Raw genomic sequence first — 17,223 nt, forward strand, 5'->3', positions numbered from 1 at the left:
CCGCCGCAAGAGCGGGATCTCAAACAGGGCAGCGAACAAGCACACTCTTCAATTAAGTGGTGTAGCCGTTCAGCCGACACAACTGTTCGTTGTTTCAGAACTAACACAGTGGACGCGAGCAACTGAGGACAAGCCCTCGGCCTATTAGTACCAGTCACCTCCACCCGTTACCGGGCTTCCAGATCTGGCCTATCAACCCAGTCGTCTACTGGGAGCCTTAACCCCTCAAAGGGGGTGGGAATACTCATCTCGAAGCAGGCTTCCCGCTTAGATGCTTTCAGCGGTTATCCTTTCCGAACGTAGCCAACCAGCCATGCCCTTGGCAGGACAACTGGCACACCAGAGGTTCGTCCGTCCCGGTCCTCTCGTACTAGGGACAGCCCTTCTCAATATTCCTACGCGCACAGCGGATAGGGACCGAACTGTCTCACGACGTTCTAAACCCAGCTCGCGTACCGCTTTAATGGGCGAACAGCCCAACCCTTGGGACCGACTCCAGCCCCAGGATGCGACGAGCCGACATCGAGGTGCCAAACCATCCCGTCGATATGGACTCTTGGGGAAGATCAGCCTGTTATCCCCGGGGTACCTTTTATCCGTTGAGCGACGGCGCTTCCACAAGCCACCGCCGGATCACTAGTCCCGACTTTCGTCCCTGCTCGACCCGTCGGTCTCACAGTCAAGCTCCCTTGTGCACTTACACTCAACACCTGATTACCAACCAGGCTGAGGGAACCTTTGGGCGCCTCCGTTACTCTTTGGGAGGCAACCGCCCCAGTTAAACTACCCATCAGACACTGTCCCTGATCCGGATCACGGACCCAGGTTAGACATCCAGCACGACCAGAGTGGTATTTCAACGTTGACTCCACGAACACTGGCGTGCCCGCTTCAAAGTCTCCCACCTATCCTACACAAGCCGAACCGAACACCAATATCAAACTGTAGTAAAGGTCCCGGGGTCTTTCCGTCCTGCTGCGCGAAACGAGCATCTTTACTCGTAGTGCAATTTCACCGGGCCTATGGTTGAGACAGTCGAGAAGTCGTTACGCCATTCGTGCAGGTCGGAACTTACCCGACAAGGAATTTCGCTACCTTAGGATGGTTATAGTTACCACCGCCGTTTACTGGCGCTTAAGTTCTCAGCTTCGCCAACCCGAAAGTTGACTAACCGGTCCCCTTAACGTTCCAGCACCGGGCAGGCGTCAGTCCGTATACATCGCCTTACGGCTTCGCACGGACCTGTGTTTTTAGTAAACAGTCGCTTCTCGCTGGTCTCTGCGGCCACCCCCAGCTCATGGAGTAAATCCAATCACCAGTGATGGCCCCCCTTCTCCCGAAGTTACGGGGGCATTTTGCCGAGTTCCTTAACCATAGTTCACCCGAACGCCTCGGTATTCTCTACCTGACCACCTGAGTCGGTTTAGGGTACGGGCCGCCATGAAACTCGCTAGAGGCTTTTCTCGACAGCATAGGATCATCCACTTCACCACAATCGGCTCGGCATCAGGTCTCAGGCACAAGTGTGACGGATTTACCTATCACACGCCCTACACCCTTACCCCGGGACAACCACCGCCCGGGCTGGACTACCTTCCTGCGTCACCCCATCACTCACCTACTACCACCTTGGGTCGGCGGCTCCACCACTTCCCTTTGCCCGAAGGCTCCAGGACGGCTTCACGGCCTTAGCATTAATGGGCTCGATGTTTGACGCTTCACAGCGGGTACCGGAATATCAACCGGTTATCCATCGACTACGCCTGTCGGCCTCGCCTTAGGTCCCGACTTACCCTGGGCAGATCAGCTTGACCCAGGAACCCTTAGTCAATCGGCGCACACGTTTCTCACGTATGTATCGCTACTCATGCCTGCATTCTCACTCGTGAACCGTCCACCACTCGCTTCCGCGGCAGCTTCACCCGGCACACGACGCTCCCCTACCCATCCCAGCAGGCGTTGGCCCTATATGCTGGAATGACACGACTTCGGCGGTACGCTTGAGCCCCGCTACATTGTCGGCGCGGAATCACTTGACCAGTGAGCTATTACGCACTCTTTCAAGGGTGGCTGCTTCTAAGCCAACCTCCTGGTTGTCTCTGCGACTCCACATCCTTTCCCACTTAGCGTACGCTTAGGGGCCTTAGTCGATGCTCTGGGCTGTTTCCCTCTCGACCATGGAGCTTATCCCCCACAGTCTCACTGCCGTGCTCTCACTTACCGGCATTCGGAGTTTGGCTAAGGTCAGTAACCCGGTAGGGCCCATCGCCTATCCAGTGCTCTACCTCCGGCAAGAAACACACGACGCTGCACCTAAATGCATTTCGGGGAGAACCAGCTATCACGGAGTTTGATTGGCCTTTCACCCCTAACCACAGGTCATCCCCCAGGTTTTCAACCCTGGTGGGTTCGGTCCTCCACGACCTCTTACAGCCGCTTCAACCTGCCCATGGCTAGATCACTCCGCTTCGGGTCTTGAGCGCGCTACTGAATCGCCCTATTCGGACTCGCTTTCGCTACGGCTTCCCCACACGGGTTAACCTCGCAACGCACCGCAAACTCGCAGGCTCATTCTTCAAAAGGCACGCAGTCACGACGTACAGCACAAGTGCTGCACGCGACGCTCCCACGGCTTGTAGGCACACGGTTTCAGGTACTATTTCACTCCGCTCCCGCGGTACTTTTCACCATTCCCTCACGGTACTATCCGCTATCGGTCACCAGGGAATATTTAGGCTTAACGGGTGGTCCCGCCAGATTCACACGGGATTTCTCGGGCCCCGTGCTACTTGGGTGTCTCTCAAACGAGCCGCTGATGTTTCGACTACGGGGGTCTTACCCTCTACGCCGGACCTTTCGCATGTCCTTCGCCTACATCAACGGTTTCTGACTCGCCTCACAGCCGGCAGACTGTGAAAGAGAGATCCCACAACCCCGCACACGCAACCCCTGCCGGGTCTCACACGTATACGGTTTGGCCTCATCCGGTTTCGCTCGCCACTACTCCCGGAATCACGGTTGTTTTCTCTTCCTGCGGGTACTGAGATGTTTCACTTCCCCGCGTTCCCTCCACACTGCCTATGTGTTCAGCAGCGGGTGACAGCCCATGACGACTGCCGGGTTTCCCCATTCGGAAACCCCCGGATCAAAGCCTGGTTGACGACTCCCCGGGGACTATCGTGGCCTCCCACGTCCTTCATCGGTTCCTGGTGCCAAGGCATCCACCGTGCGCCCTTAAAAACTTGGCCACAGATGCTCGCGTCCACTGTGCAGTTCTCAAACAACGACCAACCACCCGTCACACACCCACACTTGGATGCTTCACCGGGGTCGGCATTGAGGTCGGGAACAAGTCCGTACCCTCAGATACCCAACAGCGTGCCCGGCCCGACCAATTGACTCTGTGTTCCACGCCGAAGCAGTACTAACAGATCCAACCAGCCGTGCCGAATAGTCAACGTTCCACCCATGAGCTAACCACCGTCGAACATTTGCCGACGTAATGGCTCTTGGACCACCAAGCAAGCTTGGCAGTCTAGATGCTCCTTAGAAAGGAGGTGATCCAGCCGCACCTTCCGGTACGGCTACCTTGTTACGACTTCGTCCCAATCGCCAGTCCCACCTTCGACAGCTCCCTCCCACAAGGGGTTGGGCCACCGGCTTCGGGTGTTACCGACTTTCGTGACGTGACGGGCGGTGTGTACAAGGCCCGGGAACGTATTCACCGCAGCAATGCTGATCTGCGATTACTAGCAACTCCGACTTCATGGGGTCGAGTTGCAGACCCCAATCCGAACTGAGACAGGCTTTTTGAGATTCGCTCCGCCTTGCGGCTTCGCAGCTCATTGTACCTGCCATTGTAGCACGTGTGCAGCCCAAGACATAAGGGGCATGATGACTTGACGTCGTCCCCACCTTCCTCCGAGTTGACCCCGGCAGTCTCCTGTGAGTCCCCATCACCCCGAAGGGCATGCTGGCAACACAGAACAAGGGTTGCGCTCGTTGCGGGACTTAACCCAACATCTCACGACACGAGCTGACGACAGCCATGCACCACCTGTATACCGACCACAAGGGGGGCACCATCTCTGATGCTTTCCGGTATATGTCAAGCCTTGGTAAGGTTCTTCGCGTTGCGTCGAATTAAGCCACATGCTCCGCTGCTTGTGCGGGCCCCCGTCAATTCCTTTGAGTTTTAGCCTTGCGGCCGTACTCCCCAGGCGGGGAACTTAATGCGTTAGCTGCGGCACCGACGACGTGGAATGTCGCCAACACCTAGTTCCCACCGTTTACGGCGTGGACTACCAGGGTATCTAATCCTGTTCGCTCCCCACGCTTTCGCTCCTCAGCGTCAGTAATGGCCCAGAGATCCGCCTTCGCCACCGGTGTTCCTCCTGATATCTGCGCATTTCACCGCTACACCAGGAATTCCGATCTCCCCTACCACACTCTAGCCTGCCCGTATCGACTGCAGACCCGGGGTTAAGCCCCGGGCTTTCACAACCGACGTGACAAGCCGCCTACGAGCTCTTTACGCCCAATAATTCCGGACAACGCTTGCGCCCTACGTATTACCGCGGCTGCTGGCACGTAGTTAGCCGGCGCTTCTTCTGCAGGTACCGTCACTTTCGCTTCTTCCCTGCTGAAAGAGGTTTACAACCCGAAGGCCGTCATCCCTCACGCGGCGTCGCTGCATCAGGCTTTCGCCCATTGTGCAATATTCCCCACTGCTGCCTCCCGTAGGAGTCTGGGCCGTGTCTCAGTCCCAGTGTGGCCGGTCGCCCTCTCAGGCCGGCTACCCGTCGTCGCCTTGGTGAGCTTCTACCTCACCAACTAGCTGATAGGCCGCGGGCTCATCCTGCACCGCCGGAGCTTTCAACCCCCTCCCATGCGAGAGGGGATATCATCCGGTATTAGACCCCGTTTCCAGGGCTTGTCCCAGAGTGCAGGGCAGATTGCCCACGTGTTACTCACCCGTTCGCCACTAATCCACCCCGAAGGGCTTCATCGTTCGACTTGCATGTGTTAAGCACGCCGCCAGCGTTCGTCCTGAGCCAGGATCAAACTCTCCGTGAATGTTTACCCGTAATCGGGTGCACATCCGCGTTGAGCGGAACCAGGAAGAGGAATAATCTTCCGGTTCACAGCGTCCTCGCTGATGTTTTCTTCAAAGGAACCTCGTCCCGACCATGACGGCCGAAGACGGGGTATCAACATATCTGGCGTTGACTTTTGGCACGCTGTTGAGTTCTCAAGGAACGGACGCTTCCTTTGTACTCACCCTCTCGGGCTTTCCTCCGGGCGCTTCCCTTCGGTATTTCGTGTTTCCAACTCTACCAGATCCGTTTTCCGTTCCGTTCCCGGTTCGGATTTCATTTCCGGTGGCCGTTGGAGGGCCTTTGCCTTTCGGCGTGTTCACTACGTTAGCGGATTCCCTCGGCAACTCATAATCGAGTTCCGCGAGTTCGAATTCAGACATGCGAGCACGCCAAATTCGCCCCCGCTGAGGGGAAGTCGTAGGTAGTGGTTGGCCGCTTCCAGCTGTCGGCAGATTGCCGTCACCGGGTCAAGCGGCTCGGGCCACATTACGGTCCGCCCGGGGCCGCGTCAAGTTCGGCGGCGTCGGGGCGTATGGGCCCGATAAGGGCTCACCGTCGGGTCGTTGAGGGTCCAGAAGCGCCAGGGGTGGGCGGCTCCGTCGCCGCCGACTCCGGTGCGGGGGCCGCTGCCGACCTGGTCGGAGCCGATGGGGGCGCCCGTAAGGAGAGTGAGAGGGGCGTCCCCGCCCGCGCAGAGGTCGGTGCCGTTCAGGTCACGGTCCACGTCGAGGGCCGTGGCCAGGCGCGCCGGGCCTTTGGCCAGTTCCCTGTCGTTGCGGGCCGAGAGCCGACGCTTGCGGGCGATCTCGGCTCCGGTCGTGATCTCCCCGGCCCGGAGCAGAACCCCGCTCGCCTTGCCTTCCGGACCGCACACCACGTTGAGGCAGTGCCACATGCCGTAGGTGAAGTAGACGTACGCGTATCCGGGCGGACCGAACATCACGCTGTTGCGGGCGGTGGGGCCGCGATAGGCGTGTGACCCCGGATCGGCATCGCCCGCGTACGCCTCCACCTCTGTCAGGCGCAGCTCGATCGGACCGTCCGGTGAGCTGCGTACGAGGACGCGGCCCAGCAGATCAGGGGCCACGTCGACGACAGGGCGCTCGAAGAAGTCGTGGGTGAGGGGCGTACGGTCAGGGGCCTCGATCATGGCGTCCGAGCGTACTGGAGACAGTTCTGTACGGGCGGGTGGTCACCTGCCGGGCTGATTGCCAGGGTGAGGACGCGGAACCGGACGTGGGTTCACCGCGTTTGTATGGATCAAGGATCAAGTCGAGTCGAACCACAGGCGCGGCCTGGGGGAGGAGAGTCATGGGGTTCAAGAAGCTGCTTGCGAGCCTGGGTGCCGGCGGTGCGTCGGTGGAGACGGTGCTGACCGAGGTCAACGTCGTACCGGGTGGTGTCGTCCAGGGTGAGGTGCGGATCCAGGGCGGGTCCGTGGACCAGGAGATCGAGGGTCTCTCCGTCGGTCTGCAGGCGCGGGTCGAGGTCGAGGGCCAGGACCAGGAGACGAAGCAGGACATCGAGTTCACCAAACTGCGGCTCGGTGGGGCCTTCACGCTCCAGGCGAACCAGGTGCACGCGGTGCCGTTCGGACTCGAGATTCCCTGGGAGACGCCGGTCACCTCCATCGACGGGCAGCAGCTGCGCGGGATGAACATCGGTGTGACCACCGAGCTCGAGATCGCGCGGGCCGTGGACTCCGGCGACCTGGACCCGATCAACGTGCACCCGCTGCCGGCGCAGCAGGCCATCCTGGACGCCTTCATCCAGCTGGGCTTCCGCTTCAAGAGTGCGGACATGGAGCGCGGGCACATCCGTGGCACGCGGCAGAAGCTGCCCTTCTACCAGGAGATCGAGTTCTTCCCGCCGCAGCAGTACCGCGGACTCAACCAGGTCGAGTTGAGCTTCGTGGCCGACGACCGCGAGATGGACGTCATCCTGGAGATGGACAAGAAGCCGGGCATGTTCAGTGAGGGCAGCGACTCGTTCCGCTCCTTCAAGGTCGGTCTGAACGACTTCCAGGGCACGGACTGGGCGGCGTACCTCAACGAGTGGCTGTCCGCGGTCGGCAGCAAGCGCAACTGGTTCTAGGCTCGGGAGAGCAGAGCTGTAGAGCTACCGCCGAGCAGGAACCGATCAGGAGGTGCCGACGTGACCGAGCTCAAGAGGCCGCCGCTTCCCCATGACTTCCATCCGCCCGTGCCGTCGTTCACGGTCGTGAGCGAGGATCTCGAGCCGGGTGCGGTCCTTAAGGACGCTCAGGTCCAAGCGGCCGGGAACACCTCGCCGCACCTGCGGTGGGAAGGCTTCCCGCCGGAGACCAAGAGCTTCGCCGTGACGTGCTTCGACCCGGACGCCCCGACGGGCAGCGGGTTCTGGCACTGGTCCGTCTTCGACATCCCGGTGTCGGTGACGGAACTGCCCACCGGTGCGGGCAGCGGCAAGTTCGAGGGGCTGCCCGAGGGCGCGGTGCAGGTGCGGAACGACTTCGGGACGAAGGAATTCGGGGGCGCCGCGCCGCCGCCCGGTGACCCGGCGCACCGTTATGTGTTCACCGTGTACGCGGTGGATCAGGAGAAGCTCGGGCCGGACTCCGACGCCTCCCCCGCCGTCGTCGGATTCAACCTCCGGTTCCACACGCTCGGGCGCGCGCAGGTGCTCGCCGAGTACGCGGCTCCGGCCGATAGCTGAGCGTTCGCTGAACGTTTGCCCGCCCCTGGTCATGGAAGTGATCAGGGGCGGGCATTTTTATTGCGTTGTCCATCTCGGCGTGCCCGGCCAGAGTTGATCCAAGCCCGCCAGGGGTGGGTCGGTGTGCATACGGGAGGTGGGCGAAATGCGGGACACGCTGGTGCTGAACGCGAGCTTCGAGCCGCTGTCGACGGTGACGCTGAACCGTGCCGTCGTGCTGGTCCTCAGCGACAAGGCAGTCGTCGAGCAGGCCCACCCCGGACTCCGTGTGCGCGCGGCCGCGGTCGAGATACCGGTGCCTCGGGTGATCAGGCTCTGCAGGTATGTACGGGTCCCGTTCCGAAGACGGGCTCCGTGGTCGCGGCGGGGTGTGCTCGTGCGGGATCAGCACCGGTGCGCGTACTGCGGGAGGCGGGCGACGACCGTGGACCACGTGGTGCCGCGGGCGCAGGGTGGTACGGACACCTGGCTCAATACGGTCGCCTCGTGCGCGATGGACAATCACCGTAAGGCCGACCGTACGCCGGAGGAGGCGGGGATGCCGTTGTTGCGGCAGCCCTTTGAGCCGACTCCCGCGGACGCGATGCTCTTGTCGCTCGGCCGGGACGAGAGGGCCACCCTGCCGGAGTGGCTGGCGGCGCCTGCCGCCTAGTTCCCCGCGCCCCTTTGGGGCGCCTCAGTCGATGCGCGGCTGTTCGCGGCGCTCGGTGGCGGGGGCGGGGACGGAGGCACCGGAGCCGCCCGAACCGCCCGAACCGCCGCCCAGCGGGCCGAAGTTGCCGAGTGCTCCGCCGAGGCCCTTGAGGGCGTCGCCGATTTCGCTGGGGACGATCCAGAGCTTGTTCGCGTCGCCCTCGGCGATCTTCGGGAGCATCTGGAGGTACTGGTACGAGAGGAGCTTCTGGTCCGGGTCTCCGGCGTGGATGGACTCGAAGACCGTACGGATCGCCTGGGCCTCGCCCTCGGCGCGCAGGGCCGCTGCCTTGGCCTCACCCTCGGCGCGCAGGATCGCGGACTGCTTCTCACCCTCGGCGCGCAGGATCTCCGACTGCCGTACACCTTCCGCCTGGAGGATCGCGGCGCGCTTGTCGCGGTCGGCGCGCATCTGCTTCTCCATCGAGTCCTGGATGGAGGTCGGCGGCTCGATGGCCTTGAGCTCGACGCGGTTGACGCGGATGCCCCACTTGCCGGTGGCTTCGTCGAGGACGCCGCGCAGTGCCGCGTTGATCTCCTCGCGGGACGTCAGGGTCCGCTCGAGGTCCATGCCACCGATGATGTTGCGCAGGGTGGTGACGGTGAGCTGCTCGATCGCCTGGATGTAGCTGGCGACTTCGTACGTCGCGGCGCGGGCGTCGGTCACCTGGTAGTAGATGACGGTGTCGATGTTCACCACGAGGTTGTCCTGGGTGATCACCGGCTGCGGCGGGAACGGGACGACCTGTTCACGGAGGTCGATGCGGTTGCGGATCGAGTCGATGAACGGGACGACGATGTTCAGGCCCGCGTTCAGCGTGCGGGTGTAGCGGCCGAAGCGCTCGACGATCGCGGCGCTGGCCTGCGGGATGACCTGGATCGTCTTGATCAGGGCGATGAAGACCAGCACCACCAGAATGACCAGGACGATGATGATTGGTTGCATCGTTGTTCCCCGTACCCCTCTTGCCTCGGTGTTCCCGGAAGATCCGCAGAGCCCGGAAGCGGGTCGGCGAAGATCTTGCTGGTCGAGTCTGACAGACCGTCGCACACCCCGTGGCGGATTCGCCCGACGATGGCCGCCACACGACGGTGGCTGTCCGTCACATGACGATGGCTGTCGCTCCGTCGATCTCGACCACGTCCACCTCGCGCCCCGCCTCGTAGCTCTGGGCGGTGTCGAGCGCGCGGGCCGACCAGATCTCGCCGGCGAGTTTGATCCGGCCGCCGGAGGCGTCGACGCGTTCCAGGACGACGGCCGACCTGCCCTTCAACGCGTCGACGCCCGTGGCCAGTTCGGGCCGCCCGGCCCGGTGTCTCGCCGCCACCGGGCGTACGACCGCGACGAGCGCGACCGACACCGCGGCGAAGACGACGACTTGAAGCACGGTGCCGCCGCCGAGGCCCGCGGTCACGGCGCCCGCGACGGCGCCCACGGAGAGCATGCCGAACTCCGGCATCGCGGTCAGTACGAGCGGGATTCCGAGCGCGACGGCTCCGATCAGCCACCACACCCATGCGTCGATGTCCACATGGTCATGGTAGGACCGCGGGACCTTCCCGCACAGGGCACGTGATCTACCGACCGGCGCGGGCACGGTAGTTCGCGCCGGTGTCAGCCGAGCGGGAGGCCCTGGGCGCTCCAGCGCTCGCCCCGCTCCTCGACCACCAGGGGCAGTCCGAAGCAGAGGGAGAGATTGCGGGAGGTGAGTTCGAGTTCCAGCGGGCCCGCGGCCATGATCTTGCCCTGGCGGATCATGAGGACGTGCGTGAAGCCGGGGGCGATTTCCTCGACGTGGTGCGTGACCATGATCATCGAAGGGGCGATCGGGTCGCGGGCCAGACGGCCCAGGCGGCGTACGAGGTCTTCGCGTCCGCCGAGGTCGAGGCCCGCGGCGGGCTCGTCCAGGAGGAGCAGTTCGGGGTCGGTCATCAGGGCGCGCGCGATCAGGGTGCGCTTGCGCTCTCCCTCGGAGAGGGTGCCGAACCTGCGGTCCAGGTAGTCGGTCATGCCGAGGCGGTCGAGGAAGGCGCGGGCGCGCTGCTCGTCGACGTCCTCGTAGTCCTCGTGCCAGCCGGCGGTCATGCCGTACGCGGCCGTGAGCACCGTCTGCAGGACGGTCTGGCGCTTGGGCAGCTTCTCGGCCATCGCGATGCCGGCCACACCGATCCGCGGGCGGAGCTCGAAGACGTCCGTGCCGGGCTTGCCGAGGGTCTCGCCGAGGATGGTGGCGGTTCCGGCGCTCGGGTGGAGGTAGCTGGACGCGACGTTCAGGAGGGTGGTCTTTCCCGCCCCGTTCGGTCCGAGGATGACCCAGCGCTCACCCTCCTTGACCGACCAGGAGACCTGGTCCACCAGAGCCCGGCCCTCGCGGACCACGGATACGTCCTCCAGCTCCAGTACATCGCTCATGAGCGCGTTGTCTCCCATTGCAGTCTCGGCTGTCGCTTGCGCCTGTGGGCGCAGTCCCCTGGGAGAAAACCTACGCCACCGGCCGAGCGCTCCAGCCCTTAGCCCGGTCCTTAGGCTGTACGCATGCTCTCGGAACCACGCTCAGGACGCTTGGCTGCATGGGGAAACGCCCTTCTTGCCGGACTTGTCTCGCCGGATGAGGCGGTGCTCGCGATGGTCGGCGACGATGCCGTGCACCGGGTCGAAGGCCTGCCCGGCGAGTCGGGGCCCGTCGGTCTCACGCTCGCGATCGGACGACTGCGCACGCTCGGGGTGACCGGGCTCCGGGTCGCGCTGCCCGCGCCGGGGCATCCGCTCGGCCTCAGCGGCCCGCCCGAATTCAACGCACGGGCCCTGGACGCCCAGGAGGCGGTCGTCGCCTTCGGGGCGCCGTACGGCTTCGTGCCGGAGGTGTCCGAGGCGGGGCCCGCCGGTGATGTGCACGTGGAGGTCCGCTGGCACTGCCTGCCCGTGCGGGAGGCGCCGCCCGCCGACGTTCCCTCGCTGGGCGAGGCGGAGCGCGAGCTCGCCGAGGCGCTGCGGGATGCGACGGAGGTGCTCTCGCGGCTCGACGTGGCGGGCTCGGGGCCGGTCGCCGAGGCCGCGGTGGACGCCTACCGGGCGCGGGCGGAGCGGGGGCGCGAGGCTCTGGCGCCTGGCTATCCGCCGCGTGCCGTACGGGTGTTGGAACTGGCCCAGCGGGTCGGCCTGCTCATCTCGGTGGCGTACGAGAACGGCCACGGCGGGGCCGTGAGTGCCTCGGAGATGGCCGCGCGGGGGGCGGCGTTGCGCCCCGTGGAGCGGACTGCCCGGCGGGCGCAGGTGGCTGCGTACAACGCTTATGTGGAGGAGCGGGAGCGGTAGCCCTGGGGGCGTCTGAGCGGTCGGGGCTTCGCCTTTGGCCGCGAGCGCTCGGTGGCTTGTCGCGCGGTTCCCCGCACCCCTTTGGGGCGCAGTGCGCGGCCCCGGGGCTTTGCCCCGGGGCCGCGGCTTCGGAACTGCGTCAGTGGTTGACGCCGAGGTTGCCGAAGGCCGGGTTGAGGGCACCGATGACGGACACGGTGTTGCCCACGGCGTTCACGGGGATGTGCACCGGCGCCTGGACGAGGTTGCCCGAGCCGACGCCCGGGGACTTCACGGCCTTGCCGTCGGCGTGCGCGCCGCCCGTGGCGGAGGCGAGACCGGCACCGGCGACGACGAGGCCACCCGCCACCATCGTGACAGCAGCGGCCTTCTTCAGGTTCTTCACTTCTGGACCCTCCTAGCGATCGCTGCGGCCAGCCGCCGCAGCACGCACTGGAGAACGGCCGGGCGGCGCGCAGGTTGCGCCATACGAGGGACATCTACACGACGGTATGAATCTCAGTCCGGAACGCGACGGTCCGCATTAGGGGTTGACGAAGTGCGCCGGAACGTAGATCAGCCGGTCACACCATGTCGTACGGCCCACAGGGCGGCCTGCGTGCGGTCGGCGAGGTCCAGCTTCATCAGGATGTTCGACACGTGGGTCTTGACGGTCTTCTCGGAGAGCACGAGGGCGCGCGCGATCTCGCGGTTCGAGCGGCCGTCGGCGATGAGCCCCAGGACCTCGCGCTCCCGCTCGGTGAGCGAACCACCCCTCCCCTGACCGGTGTTGGCCTCCTCCTGGGACAGCAGCGCCCCCGCCACCTCGGGCTGGAGCAGCACATGGCCCGCGTGCACGGAGCGGATGGCACCCGCGAGGGCGTCCGGGTCGACGTCCTTGTAGACATACCCGGCGGCGCCCGCGCGCAGGGCCGGGACGACCGTGCGCTGCTCGGTGAAGCTGGTGACGATGAGCACGCGCGCGGGGTTGGCCAGTTCGCGGAGCTTGCGCAGCGCCTCGACCCCGTCCATGCCCGGCATCTTGACGTCCATGAGGACGACGTCCGGTTTCAACTTCTCGGCCTGCTCGACTCCTTCGGCGCCGTCCGACGCCTCGCCCACGACCTCGATGTCGTCCTGCACCTCGAGGAACGTACGCAGACCGCGGCGGACCACCTGGTGGTCGTCGACCAGCAGCACCCGGATTCCCGCCTTCGGGCCCGGCTTCGGATGGGACACAGCGTCAGCCACCGGGAACCTCCATCTCGATCGTCGTGCCCTTGCCGGGCTCCGATTCCACGGTCAGCCGTCCGCCGACCCCGCCGGCCCTGTCCCGCATGGAGACCAGGCCCAAGTGCCGCCCCGCGCGCCGGATCACGCGCGGGTCGAAGCCGCTGCCGTCGTCCGTCACGCGCAGCGCCGCGCCGGCTCCGCGCCGCGCCAGGGTGACGCGGACGTGCTCCGCGCCGGAGTGGCGCAAGGCATTGTGCAGCGCCTCCTGGGCGACGCGCAGCATCGCTTCCTCCTGGGACGCGGGCAGGGCGCGGACCGCGTGGCTCTCGAAGGTGACTTCGGCGGCGTGCGCGCGGTCGAGGACCTGCGTGTGCGTGCGCAGGGTGGCCACCAGGCCGTCCTCGTCCAGGGCCGCGGGGCGCAACTCCACGACAGCGGCGCGCAGTTCGTCCGCCGCCTCGGCCGCGAGGGCGGCCACCTGCTGGAGTTCGCCCTTGGCGCGCGAGGGGTCGCGGTCCACCAGGGCGGCCGCGGCCTGGGCCGTCAGGCGCAGTGAGAACAGCTTCTGGCTGACGGCGTCGTGCAGTTCGTGGGCGAGGCGCGAGCGCTCCTCGGCGATGGTCAGCTCGCGGCTGCGCTCGTAGAGCCGGGCGTTCGTGAGGGCGATCGCGGCGTGCTGGGCGAGGATCGTCAGGAGCTCTTCGTCGTCGGCGGTGAAGCCGCAACCGCCCTCAGGTTTGGGGCAGTTCTTGTTGGCGAGGAAGAGGGCGCCGAGTGTCTCGTCCCCGTACCGGATCGGCAGGCCCAGGAAGTCGGACATGTCCGGGTGGGCGGACGGCCAGCCCTCGAAGCGCGGGTCCTTGCGCACGTCGGCGAGGCGCTCCGGCTCGGCCTTGTGCAGCATGGAGGCGAGGATGCCGTGCTGACGGGGCAGCGGGCCGATGGCGCGCCACTGCTCGTCGCTGACGCCGTCGACGACGAACTGGGCGAACCCGCCGTGGTCGTCAGGAACGCCGAGCGCCGCGTACTCCGCGTCGAGCAGCTCGCGGGCCGAGGCGACGATCGTCTTGAGGACGTCGCGCACCTCGAGCTGCCTGCTCATGGCGAGAAGCGCGGAGCTCACCGCGTTCAGGCCGGACCGGGGACCTTGACTCATGGCCTCACCGTACCGGCGGGGTGTGACAGCGCGTATCGGACCTGTGGTGGCCGCCGCCTAGGGCTGTCGGCTTAGGCCCAAGGGCCCGCAGATGTTGCGGCCGGCGCACGAGGCGCCGGGAGCGGGCCCGTTCCTACCGTGGGGTCATCCGCTGGAGAGGCGGCCACAGGGCGACCTGAGGGGACGGATGTCATGCCGGTAGCGATCATCACGGGGGCTTCGAAAGGGCTGGGGCGCGCGCTGGGGGCGGCGCTCGCCGAGCGGGGGTGGGATCTGGTGCTCGACGCGAGGACGGCCGCCGTGCTCGACGAGGCGGCCCGCGAACTGGCGGGGCGCGGCGCGCGCGTGGAGGCCGTCCCCGGGGATGTCACGGACGCCGGGCACCGGGCGGATCTCGTGGCCGCGGCGCGGAAGCTGGGCGGTCTCGATCTGCTGGTGAACAACGCGAGCGCGCTGGGTGCGGAGCCTCTCGTACGCCTTGAGGAGCTCACGCTCGACGGGCTGCGGCAGGCGCTGGAGACCAATGTGGTGGCCGCGCTGGGGCTGATCCGCGAGGCGCTGCCTTTGCTGCGGGCCTCGGAGACGGGGGCCGTGGTCGACGTCAGCTCCGACGCGGCCGTCGAGGCGTACGAGACGTGGGGCGGTTACGGGGCTTCCAAGGCCGCCCTGGATCATCTGTCGGCGGTCCTCGCGGTGGAGGAGCCGGGGATCAGGGTGTGGGCGGTCGATCCCGGTGACATGCGGACCGATCTCTACGAAGCGGCCGTCCCGGAGGACGACGCCGCGGGGCGGCCGGCACCGGAGACAGTGGCGCCCGCTTTCCTGCGGTTGCTCGACGAGCGGCCGGCGAGCGGGCGGTACGCCGCCCCCTCCCTGCTGGACGCTCTCTCCTCTTTGGACGCGCTATGACGCTGGCCGTGCGGGTGCCGGACGAGCTGTCGGCGCGCGTCCCCGCCGAGCAGCGGGGCGAGGGCCTGGGCAGGGACGCGGTGCGGCTGCTCGTCTCGCGCGGGTCGGAGGTGTCGCATCACGCGTTCACCGAGTTGCCCGCGCTGCTGCGGGCCGGGGACGTGCTGATCGTGAACACCTCACAGACGCTGCCCGCCGCGGTCGACGCGGTCGCCGGGCACGCGCGCGTGGTGGTGCACTTCTCGACGCGGGGCGACGACGGCCGGTGGGCCGTGGAGGTGCGGGAGCCGGACGGCAGGGGCACCACGCGTCCGCGGGCGGGCGGGCCCGCGGATTCAGTCGTGCGGCTCCCCGGGGACGTACGCCTCGTCGTCGAGGAACCGCTGGCCCCGGGAAGCGGGCGTTTGTGGTGGGCCAGGGTGTCGGCCGACGTGCCCTCGCTGCTGCGGCGGCACGGGCGTCCCATCCGTTACTCCTACACGGAGAGGGACCAGCCGCTGTCCGCGCACCAGACCGTGTTCGCGCTGCCGTCGGCCGACGGGGCGGGCAGCGCGGAGATGCCGAGTGCGGCCCGGCCCTTCACCGCGGACCTGGTGGCCCGCCTGGTGAGCCGGGGTGTGCAGTTCGCACCGGTCACCCTGCATACGGGGGTGGCGTCCCCCGAGGCGCACGAGCCGCCGTATCCCGAGCTCTTCGAGGTGCCCGGGACTTCGGCGCGGCTGATCAACGCGGCCAGGGCGGGCGGCGGACGGGTGATCGCGGTCGGTACGACGGCGGTGCGCGCCGTCGAGTCGGCCGCGGGGCCCGGCGGGGTGGTCCGGGCGGCAGGGGGCCGTACGGAGCTCCTGGTGACGCCCGAGCGGGGCGTGGGTGTGGTGGACGGGCTGCTCACGGGGCTGCACGAGCCGCAGGCCTCGCATCTGCTGATGCTGGAGGCGATAGCGGGCCGGGCCGCTGTGGGCCGCGGTTATACGGAGGCGGTACGCCGTCTCTACCTGTGGCACGAGTTCGGCGACGTGCATCTCCTCCTTCCGGAGGAGTTTGCTCACACAGAGAATTGCTCTGGCAACTGTTGGTAAGGCTGTTACGTGTTCGATGTGAGCCCGCGCATAGGGCGCACGTCACGTACGAAGGTCCCTAGTGGTCAAGAAAGTCCGTTATCGGCTGGAGCGCGTTGCCGTCATAACGTACAAAGCACCCCCTGATCCACTATCCGGCTTCGTACGTCACTGCTTTGCCACAGAATTTTGCGGCCGCTAAGAATTGCATCCGTCGTTCGGCGCCGCGGTCTCGCACCGCGGCGTTTGTGCCGGATATGAACATGTCCCCGCCGGCCGGAACGACCTCCGCGATTCGAAGAGGTCCATCAGCATGTCCAAGCTCAGCACCCCTGGTCATAGTCGCCCCGCGCCGACCAAGACCCAGAAGTTCACGATCGCCGGTGTCGCCACGCTCGGCGCCGCCGCCCTCGCGTTCTCCCTCGTGCCGGGCAGCGCCGACGCCGGAACCGAGACCCAGAACGTCGAGGCCGCTCCGGTGGCCTTCAAGCAGAACGCCGACGCCCAGCAGGCCGTCGAGGCCGGTGTCATCAAGCAGCACACCGCCGTCGACAAGCAGGCCAAGGACGCCGCCGCCGCGAAGGCGAAGGCCCAGGCGGACGCCGCCGCGAAGAAGCGGGCCGCCGAGCAGGCCGCGGCCAAGAAGAAGGCCGAGGACGAGCGCAAGGCCAAGGAAGCCGCGAGCCGTGCCGCCGCGCGCAAGCCGGTCTACACCAACAACCTCGACGGCTGGATCCGCCAGTCCCTGGACATCATGAAGTCCAAGGGCATCCCCGGTTCCTACGAGGGCCTGCACCGCAACATCATCCGTGAGTCGGCGGGCGACCCGAACGCCAAGAACGGCTGGGACATCAACGCCATCAACGGCACCCCGTCCGTCGGCCTGCTGCAGGTCATCCAGCCCACGTTCGACGCCTACCACGTCCAGGGCACGTCCACGAACATCTACGACCCGGTCGCCAACATCACGGCCGCGGCCAACTACGCGGCCGACCGGTACGGCTCGATGGACAACGTGAACGGCGCCTACTGAGCCTGATCTCCTGATCAACGGACCTCTTCACCGAGGCTCGTCAGACGCCGAAG

Annotated in this window: 14 protein-coding genes and 2 rRNA genes; 7 read left to right on the top strand and 9 right to left on the bottom strand. The window is 66.0% G+C overall.

What is annotated here, in order from left to right:
- Nucleotides 1-124: 124 nt before the first annotated feature.
- The 3 genes from ABXJ52_RS08025 to ABXJ52_RS08035 all read right to left on the bottom strand — a co-directional run bounded on the left by ABXJ52_RS08025 (nt 125) and on the right by ABXJ52_RS08035 (nt 6,249).
- Nucleotides 125-3,248, bottom strand: a 23S ribosomal RNA gene (locus ABXJ52_RS08025).
- 302 nt (nt 3,249-3,550) lie between these two features.
- Nucleotides 3,551-5,076: ribosomal RNA gene (locus ABXJ52_RS08030) — 16S ribosomal RNA — on the bottom strand.
- The 16S and 23S rRNA genes sit together here, the layout of an rRNA operon.
- Nucleotides 5,077-5,607: 531 nt before the next feature.
- Nucleotides 5,608-6,249, bottom strand: coding sequence for a DNA-3-methyladenine glycosylase (locus ABXJ52_RS08035; RefSeq protein ID WP_367040453.1), 642 nt, complete (start codon nt 6,247-6,249; stop codon nt 5,608-5,610).
- 161 nt (nt 6,250-6,410) lie between these two features.
- On the opposite strand from ABXJ52_RS08035, the gene ABXJ52_RS08040 reads away from it, so the two are divergent.
- The 3 genes from ABXJ52_RS08040 (at nt 6,411) to ABXJ52_RS08050 (ending at nt 8,445) form a co-directional block, all read left to right on the top strand.
- A complete protein-coding gene (locus tag ABXJ52_RS08040; protein WP_367040455.1) occupies nt 6,411-7,193 on the top strand; it encodes a sporulation protein in 783 nt (260 codons plus the stop codon).
- 60 nt (nt 7,194-7,253) lie between these two features.
- Nucleotides 7,254-7,793 carry a YbhB/YbcL family Raf kinase inhibitor-like protein gene (locus ABXJ52_RS08045; protein ID WP_367040456.1) on the top strand — a complete coding sequence of 180 codons (540 nt, stop codon included), beginning with the start codon at nt 7,254-7,256 and terminating at the stop codon, nt 7,791-7,793.
- 145 nt (nt 7,794-7,938) lie between these two features.
- Nucleotides 7,939-8,445: an HNH endonuclease gene (locus ABXJ52_RS08050; protein ID WP_367040458.1), complete on the top strand. Its 507-nt coding sequence runs from the start codon at nt 7,939-7,941 to the stop codon at nt 8,443-8,445.
- A gap of 24 nt (nt 8,446-8,469) precedes the next feature.
- Here ABXJ52_RS08050 and ABXJ52_RS08055 read toward each other — a convergent pair whose 3' ends face one another.
- The 3 genes from ABXJ52_RS08055 to ABXJ52_RS08065 form a co-directional block, all read right to left on the bottom strand.
- Nucleotides 8,470-9,432, bottom strand: coding sequence for an SPFH domain-containing protein (locus ABXJ52_RS08055; RefSeq protein WP_367040460.1), 963 nt, complete (start codon nt 9,430-9,432; stop codon nt 8,470-8,472).
- A 157-nt stretch (nt 9,433-9,589) separates the two neighbouring features.
- A complete protein-coding gene (locus ABXJ52_RS08060; protein ID WP_367040462.1) occupies nt 9,590-10,018 on the bottom strand; it encodes an NfeD family protein in 429 nt (142 codons plus the stop codon).
- 83 nt (nt 10,019-10,101) lie between these two features.
- On the bottom strand, nt 10,102-10,899 hold the full coding sequence (locus tag ABXJ52_RS08065; RefSeq protein ID WP_367040464.1) for an ABC transporter ATP-binding protein: 798 nt from the start codon (nt 10,897-10,899) through the stop codon (nt 10,102-10,104).
- A 123-nt stretch (nt 10,900-11,022) separates the two neighbouring features.
- On the opposite strand from ABXJ52_RS08065, the gene ABXJ52_RS08070 reads away from it, so the two are divergent.
- Nucleotides 11,023-11,802, top strand: a complete 780-nt coding sequence (locus tag ABXJ52_RS08070; protein ID WP_367040466.1) for a hypothetical protein — start codon at nt 11,023-11,025, stop codon at nt 11,800-11,802.
- A 139-nt stretch (nt 11,803-11,941) separates the two neighbouring features.
- On the opposite strand, the gene chpE is transcribed toward ABXJ52_RS08070, so the two are convergent.
- From chpE to ABXJ52_RS08085, 3 genes are all read right to left on the bottom strand, one after another.
- Entirely contained in the window at nt 11,942-12,187 is a 246-nt protein-coding gene (chpE, locus tag ABXJ52_RS08075) for a chaplin ChpE (RefSeq protein ID WP_367040468.1), read from the bottom strand.
- Nucleotides 12,188-12,357: 170 nt separating this feature from the next.
- Nucleotides 12,358-13,032, bottom strand: coding sequence for a response regulator transcription factor (locus tag ABXJ52_RS08080; RefSeq protein WP_367040470.1), 675 nt, complete (start codon nt 13,030-13,032; stop codon nt 12,358-12,360).
- On the bottom strand, nt 13,025-14,170 hold the full coding sequence (locus tag ABXJ52_RS08085; protein ID WP_367040471.1) for a GAF domain-containing sensor histidine kinase: 1,146 nt from the start codon (nt 14,168-14,170) through the stop codon (nt 13,025-13,027). Before ABXJ52_RS08085 ends, ABXJ52_RS08080 begins: the two co-directional genes overlap by 8 nt.
- 192 nt (nt 14,171-14,362) lie before the next feature.
- On the opposite strand from ABXJ52_RS08085, the gene ABXJ52_RS08090 reads away from it, so the two are divergent.
- From ABXJ52_RS08090 to ABXJ52_RS08100, 3 genes are all read left to right on the top strand, one after another.
- Complete coding sequence (locus ABXJ52_RS08090) at nt 14,363-15,079, top strand: SDR family oxidoreductase (protein ID WP_367040472.1); 717 nt, start codon at nt 14,363-14,365, stop codon at nt 15,077-15,079.
- Nucleotides 15,076-16,158: an S-adenosylmethionine:tRNA ribosyltransferase-isomerase gene (locus ABXJ52_RS08095; RefSeq protein WP_367040473.1), complete on the top strand. Its 1,083-nt coding sequence runs from the start codon at nt 15,076-15,078 to the stop codon at nt 16,156-16,158. The genes ABXJ52_RS08090 and ABXJ52_RS08095 overlap by 4 nt, the downstream gene beginning before the upstream one ends.
- Nucleotides 16,159-16,450: 292 nt before the next feature.
- On the top strand, nt 16,451-17,170 hold the full coding sequence (locus ABXJ52_RS08100; protein WP_367040475.1) for a transglycosylase SLT domain-containing protein: 720 nt from the start codon (nt 16,451-16,453) through the stop codon (nt 17,168-17,170).
- Nucleotides 17,171-17,223: the final 53 nt, after the last annotated feature.

The organism is Streptomyces sp. Je 1-332 (assembly GCF_040730185.1).
GTDB lineage: Bacteria > Actinomycetota > Actinomycetes > Streptomycetales > Streptomycetaceae > Streptomyces.

What these genes read in the sequence shown, in the direction of transcription:
- ABXJ52_RS08035 (WP_367040453.1), bottom strand. Translation starts at nt 6,249, where the DNA reads ATGATCGAGGCCCCTGACCGTACGCCCCTCACCCACGACTTCTTCGAG.
- ABXJ52_RS08040 (WP_367040455.1), top strand. Translation starts at nt 6,411, where the DNA reads ATGGGGTTCAAGAAGCTGCTTGCGAGCCTGGGTGCCGGCGGTGCGTCG.
- ABXJ52_RS08050 (WP_367040458.1), top strand. Translation starts at nt 7,939, where the DNA reads ATGCGGGACACGCTGGTGCTGAACGCGAGCTTCGAGCCGCTGTCGACG.
- ABXJ52_RS08055 (WP_367040460.1), bottom strand. Translation starts at nt 9,432, where the DNA reads ATGCAACCAATCATCATCGTCCTGGTCATTCTGGTGGTGCTGGTCTTC.
- ABXJ52_RS08065 (WP_367040464.1), bottom strand. Translation starts at nt 10,899, where the DNA reads ATGAGCGATGTACTGGAGCTGGAGGACGTATCCGTGGTCCGCGAGGGC.
- ABXJ52_RS08070 (WP_367040466.1), top strand. Translation starts at nt 11,023, where the DNA reads ATGCTCTCGGAACCACGCTCAGGACGCTTGGCTGCATGGGGAAACGCC.
- ABXJ52_RS08085 (WP_367040471.1), bottom strand. Translation starts at nt 14,170, where the DNA reads ATGAGTCAAGGTCCCCGGTCCGGCCTGAACGCGGTGAGCTCCGCGCTT.
- ABXJ52_RS08090 (WP_367040472.1), top strand. Translation starts at nt 14,363, where the DNA reads ATGCCGGTAGCGATCATCACGGGGGCTTCGAAAGGGCTGGGGCGCGCG.
- ABXJ52_RS08095 (WP_367040473.1), top strand. Translation starts at nt 15,076, where the DNA reads ATGACGCTGGCCGTGCGGGTGCCGGACGAGCTGTCGGCGCGCGTCCCC.
- ABXJ52_RS08100 (WP_367040475.1), top strand. Translation starts at nt 16,451, where the DNA reads ATGTCCAAGCTCAGCACCCCTGGTCATAGTCGCCCCGCGCCGACCAAG.